The sequence below is a fragment of the Chryseobacterium sp. genome (assembly GCF_041914225.1).
GTDB lineage: Bacteria > Bacteroidota > Bacteroidia > Flavobacteriales > Weeksellaceae > Chryseobacterium.
Map to the genome: position 1 here is coordinate 40,469 of NZ_JAYSDT010000005.1, position 13,193 is coordinate 53,661.

Annotated in this window: 11 protein-coding genes and 1 tRNA gene; 8 read left to right on the plus strand and 4 right to left on the minus strand. The window is 33.1% G+C overall.

The annotated features are described in order from the left end of the window. Positions 1-2: 2 nt before the first annotated feature. The 3 genes from ACE3RB_RS03800 (at position 3) to ACE3RB_RS03810 (ending at position 2,440) form a co-directional block, all read left to right on the plus strand. Positions 3-494, plus strand: a complete 492-nt coding sequence (locus ACE3RB_RS03800) for a hypothetical protein (protein WP_374462977.1) — start codon at positions 3-5, stop codon at positions 492-494. Positions 495-529: 35 nt separating this feature from the next. Continuing rightward, positions 530-2,293 carry a TonB-dependent receptor gene (locus ACE3RB_RS03805; RefSeq protein ID WP_374462978.1) on the plus strand — a complete coding sequence of 588 codons (1,764 nt, stop codon included), beginning with the start codon at positions 530-532 and terminating at the stop codon, positions 2,291-2,293. Between the two features lie 75 nt (positions 2,294-2,368). Next, positions 2,369-2,440: transfer RNA gene (locus ACE3RB_RS03810), tRNA-Arg, on the plus strand. A 197-nt stretch (positions 2,441-2,637) separates the two neighbouring features. On the opposite strand, the gene ACE3RB_RS03815 is transcribed toward ACE3RB_RS03810, so the two are convergent. Next, the gene (locus ACE3RB_RS03815) at positions 2,638-3,168 is read right to left on the minus strand and encodes an antirestriction protein ArdA (protein WP_374462980.1); all 531 of its coding nucleotides are present in this window, start codon (positions 3,166-3,168) and stop codon (positions 2,638-2,640) included. 742 nt (positions 3,169-3,910) lie between these two features. On the opposite strand from ACE3RB_RS03815, the gene ACE3RB_RS03820 reads away from it, so the two are divergent. The 5 genes from ACE3RB_RS03820 to ACE3RB_RS03840 all read left to right on the plus strand — a co-directional run bounded on the left by ACE3RB_RS03820 (position 3,911) and on the right by ACE3RB_RS03840 (position 9,332). After that, positions 3,911-4,675, plus strand: a complete 765-nt coding sequence (locus ACE3RB_RS03820; RefSeq protein WP_374462981.1) for a hypothetical protein — start codon at positions 3,911-3,913, stop codon at positions 4,673-4,675. A 156-nt stretch (positions 4,676-4,831) separates the two neighbouring features. Further along, positions 4,832-6,310, plus strand: coding sequence for a hypothetical protein (locus ACE3RB_RS03825; protein ID WP_374462982.1), 1,479 nt, complete (start codon positions 4,832-4,834; stop codon positions 6,308-6,310). A 52-nt stretch (positions 6,311-6,362) separates the two neighbouring features. Then, positions 6,363-7,541, plus strand: a complete 1,179-nt coding sequence (locus ACE3RB_RS03830; protein ID WP_374462983.1) for an RHS repeat domain-containing protein — start codon at positions 6,363-6,365, stop codon at positions 7,539-7,541. Continuing rightward, a complete protein-coding gene (locus ACE3RB_RS03835; protein WP_374462984.1) occupies positions 7,510-8,238 on the plus strand; it encodes a hypothetical protein in 729 nt (242 codons plus the stop codon). The genes ACE3RB_RS03830 and ACE3RB_RS03835 overlap by 32 nt, the downstream gene beginning before the upstream one ends. 35 nt (positions 8,239-8,273) lie before the next feature. Then, a complete protein-coding gene (locus ACE3RB_RS03840) occupies positions 8,274-9,332 on the plus strand; it encodes a hypothetical protein (protein ID WP_374462985.1) in 1,059 nt (352 codons plus the stop codon). A 128-nt stretch (positions 9,333-9,460) separates the two neighbouring features. Here ACE3RB_RS03840 and ACE3RB_RS03845 read toward each other — a convergent pair whose 3' ends face one another. The 3 genes from ACE3RB_RS03845 to ACE3RB_RS03855 form a co-directional block, all read right to left on the minus strand. Further along, the gene (locus ACE3RB_RS03845) at positions 9,461-10,369 is read right to left on the minus strand and encodes a hypothetical protein (protein ID WP_374462986.1); all 909 of its coding nucleotides are present in this window, start codon (positions 10,367-10,369) and stop codon (positions 9,461-9,463) included. A gap of 198 nt (positions 10,370-10,567) precedes the next feature. Next, positions 10,568-10,858 carry a helix-turn-helix domain-containing protein gene (locus ACE3RB_RS03850; protein WP_374462987.1) on the minus strand — a complete coding sequence of 97 codons (291 nt, stop codon included), beginning with the start codon at positions 10,856-10,858 and terminating at the stop codon, positions 10,568-10,570. A gap of 655 nt (positions 10,859-11,513) precedes the next feature. After that, entirely contained in the window at positions 11,514-12,782 is a 1,269-nt protein-coding gene (locus ACE3RB_RS03855; protein ID WP_374462988.1) for a phage integrase SAM-like domain-containing protein, read from the minus strand. Positions 12,783-13,193: the final 411 nt, after the last annotated feature.

Consider the following 13,193-nt stretch of genomic DNA (forward strand, 5'->3'; position numbering starts at 1 on the left):
AGATGAAGGGTTTTAAAATTGCTGTTTATTCTTTCTTAGTTTCGGCTTCACTCTGGAGCTGCATTCCATCGTACAGTGCATATCCTAAAGAGTATAACCATGTAAAAGCTGATTTCAAAAAGCAAAAAGCTTTTGTAGTGAATAAAGATCTTGAGAAAGAATTTAAAATTTTAAAACATTCCGATATTTACGAAATTGTAGAAGACAGTACCCATGCAGCGAAGATCACCCTGCATCCGATGAAGACCTATACTCCTCCTTGCGGAAACCCAATGATTGGAAGTATGATCACAGTCGGATTGCTGCCTTCAGGATTTCCATATGATATTGTTTACAGTTATGATGTAGCTGAGAACAGTGCAACAAAAAATTATCAATACAAATTACAAGTTTATCAAAGCCTTTGGCTGTTTAATATATTCAGACTGGGGAGAACTTTTTCAAAACAGTCAGGGAAAGCTTTATTAGGCAGTTATATTGCTTCCAATAAATAAAAGCCCGTTATATATTTTTTTCAAATAAAGAAAATATGAACAAGAAAATTCAAATATTATCCATATTATTTTTAGGGGTTTCGTCGGTGGCGTTTTCCCAGATCAAGGAGGAAAAACTGGTTCTTAACAAAAAGAGGGAACCGGAAGTGAAGAAGATCGAGAAGAAGAAAACTTCAGTGGAAACCATTAAAAACTATCCGCCGGAAGAGAAATCGCAGAATCCCATGAAATATACCATCACGGACGTTCCTGCTGTTTCAGATTTCAAAACTTCAACCATTCAGGGGGAGGACGTAGCTCCGAAATTTGACGGAACCGCTCAGAATAATTATTTCCAGTTCGGAATGGGTAACTACGGGAAAGTTCTGGTAGACGGAAACGTTTCAAAAACCCTTGAAAATAAGCTTGAAGTAGGAGCAGATGTTCATGTTCTTTCTACGAATGGTCTTAAAAAAGATTATGACTGGAAATCCGGGCAGACATCAGCCAATATCGGTGCTTTCTTAAATTCTTACGGTGAAAAGGGAAAATTCAACCTTAATGCTGAATATGGTCTGGACAGCTATAATTATTATGGAATTTATGCCATGCAGCCAACTGGTGAACTTGACCTGAAACAAAAGGTCAATCAGTTTAAAGTAAATGGTTATTATGATTTTTATTCCAATGAAATCTTAAATGATGTGAGAGTGAAATCATCCTTCCTGAAAGATCATTTTGATGCACAGGAAAATCAGGTGTCCATTCTTGCCAATTTCTCAAAACATGCTGTTGAATTAGGAAAGTCAGGAATTAACCTGAATGCTGATCTGGGAGTGGGATTAGATGCTGTGAAGACAGATTTTGCCATCAGGGATAAAAACTCAGCTAACTTTTTCAATACCAGCCTGGCTCCTAAAGTAACCTTCAGAAAAGGGGATTCTTATTTGATGTTAGGATCTTCATTCTCTTTCCTGAATGCTAAGAATTCCAATGACCAGCTGGAACAGCAAAAAAATAATAAGACTTACTGGTTCCCGCAGGCAGAGTTCCAGTTTGCTGCTGCTAATGAATTTAAATTCTACGGAGGGGTAGACGGTGGTCTGAAACTGAATACTTACGGAGATATGCTGCAGACGAATCCATTCATCCTTTCTGACCAGTTTTTAAAGCCTACAGAGACGAAATATCATTTTTATGTAGGATTGAGAGGAGATATCGATGAAACACTGAAATACGACTTCTCTGCAGGTTACGGAAAGATGAGGGATATTATGTTCTTTAAGGCCAATGATCTTTTTGATAACAACTCTGTTAACCGCTCTGCATACAACTTTGCCAATACATTCTCTGCAATATATGATGACGGAAATGTAAGTGATATCAAAGGAAGTGTACAGTATTTCCCGTTGGCAAATCTTATTTTAGACGGAGAGTTAAGATTTACGAAGTACAACCTTAAGAATTATGATAATATTTATAACGTTCCTTTGTTCAATGCAAGTATCGGTGCAAAATATACCATGCTTGACAAAAAGTTATTGTTAGGATTTAAAGGGATATTTGCAAGTGACAGAACTACAAACTCTTATGCAATTGAAGCAGTAGGTGCACCGAATGTAATTTATCAGTCTACGGAGAATACAAATGATAAAGTTGGCGGGTATGCTGATTTAAATCTTTCCGCAGAGTATAAAATTCACAAAAATTTCAGTATTTTCGCACTCGGAAATAATCTTCTGAGCTCAAAATACCAGACGTACAAAGGATATAAAGTCCTGGGTGCACAGATTCTGGGAGGTGTGAAGATTACCTTCTAAAATATAAGTGATAAGCAATGAGTAATCAGTAATCATTGTATGATATATTATGAGTTACTCATTACTTATGAATACGGCTGCATAGTTTAATGGATAGAACTTCGGATTTCGGCTCCGACAGTGAGGGTTCGAATCCTTCTGCGGTCACTAATTGAATGAAAAGAGAATTTGTAAATTATTGAAAATTAAATAATTGCATTTTCTCTTTTTTGTTTTTGTGCCCAAAATCGTGCCCAAAATTCAAAAATATTCTTTTTTTAATCTGCTTGAATTTGATTAAACCTATCTGAATACTAAAACAGATAAATTATTATATCTGTGATACAAATGTACTGAATAATCATTTAAGATCGGAAATAGTGCCCTGAACTCTCAAAATGGTCATACATAATGTTGTGTGCTGTCGCCTGCCAATCAATGCAAACAAAATGCGGGAGGTTGAAAGGTATATCATTTTCATAGAACTCTTGAACAAACTCAATATCATTTGCAAACTCACCGCAGTAGAAATTGTTTGCATACTCATAAGCACTTTGAAAATCCATATCCAAAAAGTTATCTAAAACCGCTTCAAATACTTCTATATCATGCCCAGAATCATTTATTTGCTCGGCTATTTCGTAGACATCTTTGGATATATGGTACTCACTAATCAATCCTAATTTTTCAAATAGTGAACATCCCTCATAATCGGAAAGTAAAAATTCGGGGTCTTGTTCGTCACAGTGAAGTTCATACATTGCTGTAAGTAGTTCATCATAATCGGAATAATCAGAAAGATTCAGCCATTTCCCAAATAATGAGCAGTTGTTGTACTTTGCGTACGTTGATACATAGATACTAGCAGTATCAAGACAATTTCGTAAATTTGTCATGTCAGTAATTTTAAGTTAGAGTTAAAATTTATTGATGTTGCCTATCGTGTTCGAAGCACTTTAGGCATTTTTTATGTATATATTTTAGTAGTAAGTTGCCCAAAAAAGCAGTATAAATATACGACAAAAAGCCCATAAATACAAGGGTTTACAACACTTTTTAACTAAAATATCAACAGGTTAAAAACTTTTTAACCACTCCGAGCGCGCGGGAAAGGTAAAAAAACTGAGAAAAGCAAAATCCGAGCATAGGGGACGCAACGAAAAAACCTCGCTGATGGGGTGCGAAATCCGTATAGTAGGTTGTCTCCCGACACATCTACAAAAATTCTGAGATACGACATAAGGGGTATGTTTTTTATACCAAATTTAGGGTATGGGGTAAATGGGACTGTATATATTAGCAAAATTCCTTTGATTTCAATTCAATAATTTTCCATATCCGAAAAATCTGAAAGGTAGTTTACAGCACAGAAAATCTCTGAATCTGAAAAATTTCATATCTTAGTGGCTGAATTTTTAATGAAAAAATAAAGCGTTAGCTTTTATTCTGTACAAGGAAATCTGGTAAATTTCAAATACAGCACAGAATAAACAGTTGATGCCCTCGCTTATGGCGTGGGCTATACTTGTTTGTGCTGTATGGTTTACCAGAACCTCCTTGAACAAATTAAGTTATAGTTCCACGCTTTCTGCATTAATAACCTTTCACTTTGGGACTGGGTGATACAATAAATCACTTATGAAAAAAATATTTTTTTCCGTACTGTTATTATCATGTAGTCTTTGCTTTTCTCAAACAGCAACCAAAAAGTATAATTCATTTCAGAACCGATATGAATACTTTGATTCAAACGGAAATATGATGGGTTATGAAAAGTACAACAGTTTCTCAAAACAGTGGGAATATTATACAACAGGCAATACCTCGCAATCTCGACAGCCGACACAGTACAGTGATCCGCAACAATTAGATATTTCTGCTTTAGGTAATGCAATGGCAACAAAACAGAATAATTATAATTACAACGTTCAACAATTACAAAACGCTGTAAATACAATCTCTAATCAAATCAATGATTTAGACCTTACTGATGAACAAAAACGAATTATACACAACAATTTTCAACAACAGTGTATCAATGAATTGAACCGAACTAGAATCAATTACTCTTCAGCAAATGAAACTAATCGTGTAATACAATGGTTGTATGATTCATTGAATATAATTATTAAAAATACAACTTCAACATCGGATTATAACTCACAACAATATTCAACCAACAATATTTCAAATCAGCAATTAAGTGCCAAAATTTTAGAACGTTATTCATCTCAGATAGTTGATTTAGATCTTAAAATGATGCGCAACGGATCAAATAATGATGAATATCAAACATACAGAAAGCAGTTTTCATTATTAGCTCAAAATGGTGAGCTAAATGAAACTAATTCAAAAGAATTATTTCAAAAAATGTCTGATATTGCAGCTAAATTATCCAACTAAACCTTATACTTTTAGTAGTAAAATAAAAACACGTCAAGTTTTGTCATTATACCGAAATACATTTGTAAAAAAACTTATCTAGATTATGATTTTCACCAGTCATAGAAAAAGTGTAAATTGCGGAAAACACAAATTCAAGTCAAAAAATTAATATTCATGATGAAAAAACTACAGGTTTTTCCCGTATTATGCTTAAGTATTGTAAGTTTCGGTCAAATCCCGAACTTACCCAATATTCAAGCCCCTACCCCAAGCGGATTAGGCAATTATTCTAATCCGAATTATGGTAGTCCGATGAATAGTAGAAGCCCTCAAAGGAATTATGCTCCGTCAATGCCAAGCTCTTATCAAAAAAACTCAAACTCGGTTCAGCAACATAACATGTACGAATCACAATCAAGGTCAAGAAATGATGCTTTGATGCGTGAGATAGATCGGGATATTGCAGAAGTACAGCAAATGCAATTCCGTAGTTGGGTAGAAAACGGTAGAAATATGCCATATGACCTACCGTCATTATCAGGAAAAGCAGGAACGAAAGCATATTACGATGCTTTTAATAAACTTTCTGGAATAGATTCCGAAAACTACTCATTGGCAGATGTCAATTTCACCGTTGAAAATGCTTTTTATGACAACAAACAGGATGTAACCAAATTCAAAGCAGGAATCCAAAAAACGGCAAAACAGTTGTTGCAGAAAATGAAAGAACGGAAACAGGACACAGAAAGTAATGTTTCTAAAAACCTGATGCTGTTTGAGTATTTTTCTAAAGATATGAAGCTCGGAGGAACGACCCACAAAGCCTTTGAGTATGATTTTGAAGACTATTTAGGTCAAAAGGACTATTCCAAAATGTTTGTTTCCAAATTACTAAAGACGGGAGCAGGTCAATGTCACTCTATGCCCTTACTCTACCTGATCTTAGCAGAAGCAATGGGAACGGAAGCCTATCTGTCATTAGCTCCCAATCATTCCTTTATTCGCTTTGTGGATGATGAAGGGAAATTAAGGAATATTGAGTTAACCAGTGGAATGTTTACAGCAGATAATTCTTTGTTGGAATCTGGCTATATCAAATCCGAAGCATTACAGAATAAAATTTACTTGGAAAACCTTTCTAAAAAGGAGTTACTAGCAATGTCATACTTTGATTTGGCAAGAGGATATGCTCAGAAATTCGGATATGATGAGTTTGTAGGTAAAGTTATCGATAAGGCATTAGAGCTGTATCCTAATGGCGTTGCCCCTAATATGGAAAAAGGAAATGTCGACCAGGAACGGCTACGATCAGCACTGAAACGTTTAGGAATTAACCCTGATGATAGACGGGATTTACAAAGAGCAGGATATTTCCCAAAAGCTAATGAACTTCTTAAAGAACTCAATGAACAGTTCGATAAAGTAGATGAACTCGGCTATGCTGAAATGCCCTCCTATGCTTATGAATCATGGCTCAAAAGTCTGAAAACTGAAAAGAACAAACAGGAAAGTGAAGCACTGGCTCAAAAAATACTGTTATATCAACTCCAAAAGCAGAAAGAAAAGCAGGAAGCCGTAAAACAAAAGAAAAAGGAATCTGAGAAATCAAAAGAGAAAGTCCAGTATTTTCCGATTGATCCAAAACATCTGTAAATTAAGAAAAAATCAAAGTGAAAAATAATACATTTAATAATAAAACATAACTATGAAGAAAATTTTATTGCTTATTTTCGTAATATTGGTAGGGTTTACACATGCCCAAATTAAAAAGAAAACCCAAACCATACAAAAGCCTAAAACGGAAAAGAAATGGGTAAATCCTGTCAAGCTGACAAAGGAAGAGAGAAGCCGTCCGTATATGGATGAAGTGCTAAAAACTAGAGATTCATTAACACCGCAGGAAGCGGAAAGGAGGAGAAAGAATATTGCTATCGGAAATCCGTTTGCTAAATATGGGGTATATCCGAAGATTGCAACGCTCAGCAGAGGCAAATATTTAGAATTTCATGATACGGACAGTATTGTAGTCATTGGTTCGGTAAGGTTCAATACCAAAAGAAACAATATCATTGAAGTTCGAGAAATTGATTTATCTGATCCTGATGCACAGCCTATTGGTGATACTCATGGACGTTGGATGTCCCCAGACCCTTTGAGTGAGGAGTTTCCTGATTGGTCACCTTATAATTATGCCTTGAATAATCCTCTTAAATATATTGATCCGACAGGGTTAGCACCAGAGCATGTTGATCCAAGTGCAATTTTTGATAAAAATAAAGACGGTTCATATAAAAATCCTAAACTTGTTCAAGCATGGAATCAGTTTGCTACTTCAAAAGAAGGAATATCTTTTCTTTCTGATTATGCAAGTGCAGGACAAACCATTGCAGGAGTGAAATACGATAAAGCAGGAAAATATGATAAAGCAGGAATTGATTTAAGTTTTGATTCAGGACAAGCACTAAAAGAATACAATAAAGGTAATTTACAACCTGCCGTTGGAATTACAGATAATACCTCTGAAAAAGGAAGAGTTAATTTCAAAGTTAGTATTCAGGATAGACCATATATAGACCAAACACTTGAAACTCTTACTCATGAATTAGGTATCCATGTAAAATTAGGCTCTATGGACTATTTCGATAATAAGAAATTTGATTTTTCAAAAGGTTATGAATCAATAGCCAAAGACGGTTATACCCCATCTTATTTAAATAAATATTATGGTGAGAATTCAGGAAGAAGTAATAATGTTCCAGATCACATGGTTGATAAGAAAACAAATCAGGCTTATAACTTAGGATCACCTATTTTAAAATCATTTTACCAAAAACTAAATATTAAAAGAACCGATGCACAAATTAAAAATTTATATAGTAAGTAGTATCTGTATTTTATCATTGATAGCTTGTAAAGATAAATCTAAAGAACTACCGTCAACAGGTATTTTTTTAGGAAACATAAGCAATGATAAAGCCCAATATGCCATTGTAAAGAATAGCAGATTATTATATCCATCTGAGAGTGAAAGCAAATTTAAAATCCAAAAGGATGAGATTTTTTTAGATAATAATAAATACACGAAATTAAATACTAATAATGTTTCTAAAAATTTTGATAGCATCGAAATTTCATACAATACGGATAATTATGAATCATTAGGTATAAAAGAGTTTGATGCTAAAATTTATCAAAGCTCAATAGTTTTTTATGATGTTGAAAATAATGTTACGAAAGAAGTAAAATTAGATTATGATTTCAAAAAATGGTTAAACTTTTCCCTAAATAAGAGAAAAATGGATTTAAAAAACATTGATAAAAATAATAAATTTATTGTGTGTGCTATTATTTATAATGGAAAACAAGCAAAAACAATCTACACTAATGCATTAAATGGTAACAATAATGATTTAAGCCTTTTTATGACAATTCTCCACACATATCTTTCAATAAATAAAAACCAAGGAATTGAAGTAAGTAAAAAAAATATTTTTAAAAGTCAAGATTCTTTAAATGTATTTATTGATAAGAATAATATAGGTATCAAAAGAGTTCCTTTACCACCTCTAGAGAGCAAGTAAAATGTAAATTCATTTCATAATTGAATATAATCAAAATGACAAAAATATTTTCATCATTGTTATTATGTATAAGTCTCATTATAAATGCCCAAAACAACCAGTTTTATGATGATTCCTACCAAACCATTGACAATATGCTCAATGATAAGCAACAATACAGTTTTAAAGAAGCTGTATTTAGTGTAGAAAATGCCTATTATCAAGGAAAACTAGATGTTGAAAGTTTAAACTATAAAGTTGGTTTCCTAGCTGATTTTTGCAAACGACTAGTTAGTAATAGAAAACTGAATTATACAGAAAAAGATCAGGCAAAAGTAAGCAAATATGCTGCTGTTTATACGGTAATGTGTCAAACAACCCCTGTCATTGTGAAAAACGACACTGTAAAATACAAACCCTTCACCTATGATTTTGAAGATGTATTCGGACATAAAGAACTAGCTAATTTGTTTGTATCAAAATTATTAGATACTCAGAAGGGCAACTGTAATTCAATGCCCTATCTATACAAAATCTTAGCAGAAGAAATTGGAGCAGATGCAAATCTGGCGTTAGCACCAAACCACGTTTATATTAAGCATAATATTAAATCAATCGGTTGGTTCAATACAGAGCTTACAAGTGGTATATTTCCGATCGATGCCTGGCTATCAGCTTCAGGGTTCATTCATTTAGATGCCATTAAAAACGGTGTGTTTATGAAAGCCCTGAACAATAAGGAAAGTCTTGCACTGCTATTAGTAGATTTAGCTAATGCTTACAATAGAAGTTTCCCAGATAATGACGGAAGTTTCCCGTTGAAATGCGCAGAAAGAGCAATCCAAATTCACCCATATTTGGCAAATGCCTTATTATTACAGGCTGAAACCCATACGAAGCAGTTTCAAAAATTAATGAAAGAACAGAATACAAAAGATATTCAGGCTACATTAAGCAATCCAAAAGCTAAAGAATTGTTTGATCTGATGAATAAGGAATATGCTCATATTCACAAAATAGGCTATCGTAGTATGCCTGAAGAAATGTATTTGGATTGGTTGGTATCTTTAAAAACTGAACGATCAAAATATGAGGATACAAGATTGCAGAAATAAATAATTTAGCCTTGACCACGGACGGTCAAGGTTATTTTTTTCTTACCGTACAAATTACTCTTAATATATAAACCGACTTTGTCCATTTTTACCTCCCCCAAAACAACCCACAACCAAACACCCCAAACTCAACAGCAAGACTCATCCCCAATCAAAGTCCGAAACTTCTCCACAAGCAAATCCCGTAACTCTAATTTTATGGTATCTAGGTTATACTTTCTTAGTAGGTTATTATACTTTGCTCTTAGGTCATAATAGTAGCTAGATGATTTACTGTTTTTTATTTCCCGCCAAAAATGAGGGCTTTTGCCTAGTTCAAAAAACTTTTTTTCTTCCCCGCGGATTTCCTGAGTAGCCAAACTGTCGATGATATTTATTTCATCAAAACACGCCAAAAGCCATTTAAACAGCAATTCTAGCCGACTTTTTTCAAAAATATCCCGAACTATATGGATTCCAAATCTTTTTTTCAGCAACTTACTGTCGGTTATCTTTATTTCCACCCGCAACAGGCTGTAAGGTAGCTTAAATTGCAACCCTTTGTCGTACATCTTTACATAATATTCGTTGCGGTTATACTGTTTGTATGATCCTTTGTTTTTAAAGGTATCGTGTTGGTTAAATTCATCAAAATTGAACATTAAAAAGTTATTTTCAAGCATTTGCTTAGGACTTAGAGAGGTTCGGATGTTTAAGCCAAATTCCAGATTAGTTACTTTGTAATCTGAAATATCTTCATTCAGATCTTCCTGAAGCAGTTGAAAGGCGGTCAAAATATCAGAGTAGAAAAAATCTGTATAATTACCTTCAGCAAGACCATTTTTAAGGTTAAAATAGGTATGTATAGAGTTTTTGACAAATGCCGATTTTTCAGTAATTCTAACTTCAATATTTTCAAAACGTCTCCAACAGGGATATACTGCATCTTCGTTGTGATAATCATACGAACATCTGGTTTCGCTATCAGGAAAATCATTCTTAATTCTATTTTCCAGAGTTTCTTTTGTGGTTGTGTATATTTTTATAAAGTCGATCATGATTCAGTATTTTTAATTTAAGACACAGAAAGAGCCATCACGGCAGTTTTACTATGCGTTATGTAGGTTTGTTAATAAAAAGATTTTGAGATGATTTTTAACGTGTTTGCGGAGCTTTTACACGCGCGCATGGTTTGTGCGGAGTAGTAGTAAAAAGATTCAGCCCACCCGCAGAGAATACAGGCTAAACCTGATAATTTAAGGATTTAATCGAGCTAAAACCTCATTTTTAGAGTAATAAACTCTTTTACCGATTTTTATATTTTTCAATGTCCCGTCATTGTTCCAGTGAAAGAGCGTTGTTAAGCTAACATCTAATAATTTAGCTGTTTCTTCACGAGTGTAAAACTCTTTTTCGTTTTTTGATACTTGATTGAGTTGCATTTTTTCCAGTACTTTAAAAACAACCTGCTCAAAGTCTTGCATAAGTTCTTCTTTAGTGATTTGGAATAATAGTGTGTTATTATTGTTATTATTTGTAGTATTCATATTGTAGATTTTTAATTATTAGACATAAAAAAGGAACCCTTTTGAGGTTCCCTGATTGTTTCGCCCAATTTCGGGCATAAAAAAGACCCAACTTAAAAAGTTAGGTCTGTATATTGTTGTTTGATTTAATTCGTTGATGTTTGGATATAATTATCCTATAGTATTTAATTCGTTCGCTGTTTTTAATGGTTTGGACTCCATCTATCAAAATTGTATTTGTTATGAAGACATAATTATCCTAAGAAAAATAATCCGTCATTTGGTGAGGTTGAGGTTCCGAGGTCTTCAAAATGTATCCAAGACATAATCCACCTATCTAACATAGTAATTCGCCGTTTGGTAGGTTTGGACTCCTGTCTTCAAAATTTGGCACTTCTTACACAGACACTATACAGATAATCATTTTCTGCATATTTTACAATCCGCGCTCTTATTTTAATTTCGGAGGCTCCCGAAATCATCAAAAAAGTGATAATACAATTTTGGCATCACTGTTATCATTTCATTACTGAAATGAACAGCTACTTATATGAATTGTTAAGGATACCTTTGCTGAATGCGAAAATTGAATATGATTACTATATATCTTCGATTCGATTGCAAATATATTAGATTTTTATTAAACAACAAAATTTTAACTAATTTTAACAGTTGGTTAAAAACCAATTTTTGCAAAGCTGTTTGCAGTCCGTACAGCCATTTCTTTTTCTGTTTTGCCAATATAGACTAAGAATTGCTTTTCAGTCGAATGCCCTGTCATATACATAACATCTGCCGTTGGTATCAGGGTATGAAAATTAGTCGCAAAACTTCTTCTTCCAATATGACTTGCAACAAGTTCATATTTTGGGTAATATCCCAAAACTCCTCTTTTGGTTTTATCTTCCAAGACCTGAGATTTAAGACCGTAAACAACTTCTGATATTTTAGCATTTTCACATACTTTTTTTATATACTTGTTAAATTTGACATCAGAGATTTTTCTCGGAAACTCACCATTTCTTTTGTCAAGTATTTTTTGTACTTCTTTGAGTATTGGAATTTGCATTAACCGTCCTGTTTTTTCCTGTTTGAATTCAATATATCTCATATTTTTATCGTCGACAATCATGGATTTTTCAAATCTCAAAAAATCACTTACTCTTTGACCTGTAAAACAGGCTATTATCAACCAATCTCTTGCATTATCAAGGTAATCATGTGGTTGAATGGATTTTTTAATATTTTCTAATTCCTCAAAATTCAAATAAATATGTTTGGGTTTATCTTTCTTGAATTTACTTAAACCCAGTTTCCAATCTTTTGTATGCGGATGTGTTTCAATATCGTAATTACTTGCAGATTTTGAAATAACCTTAATATCACGCAACTTGCTATATATAGTTTCGTGCTTATAATTGATGTTCAAACAGTACTTCTCAAAATCATCCTTGAAATAATTATCCAAGTTTTTAAATTCGATTATCGGAACTCTTTTATGATAAGTACAATAATCAATCAACATTGTTTTAAGAACTTTGATTTTGTAATTTGTTCTTTTTGCGATTGTATTTTTATTGATTTCCAAGTAGGTATCTATAAATTCAATTATATTTGATGAGTATACACTTTTTACTTTTGGTTTAAATATTTCATCGAGGCAGGACTGTAACCATACTTTATAATTTAGAATACTGTTTTGCGCGGAATATCTTTGTAATACGTGCGATTCAATTTTAGAAAGTTTTGTATTAATTGATTCAGCATCTGTATCAAACATTTTTTTTGAAGCGATTTTACATTTTCCATTTTTCCATTCATCAGGAAGACATTTTAATTCTGATAATGCAAGTCTGACATCAAGATCCTTATCTCTAAGCCTTATGCAGATATTGCTGGGTTTATCCTTAACTGTACTTCTAAGGATAAATGATACTTTAGCCATAAACGATAATTTTTCTATTGTTGCAATTTACTAAAAAATGTGCCCAAATTTGTGCCCAAATTTTGAAAGCTATTTTAATTAACTTAAATTTAAAATAATTAAAACCTCCACAAAAAAAGCATTCATAGAGGTTTTTAAGATTTAAGAAATTGAAGTAGATTAATTGAAAGTAGTTCTTCTGCGGCCACTTGTTGGGACAAATCTGCAAAAGCTAGGTTTGTCCCATTTTTTTCGCCCTTTAATTTATTGATATTCTGATAGATAAGATGAATGGCAGAATTTAACCTTGGTGTTCGATCTATTTTCTAATTGTTCAATTTTCACAGTACAATCATTTATTTTTTCCCATCTTCAAATAATTTTTTTTCAAAAAGAAATAGAATATTGAAAGAGAGTTTTGCATGTATATTG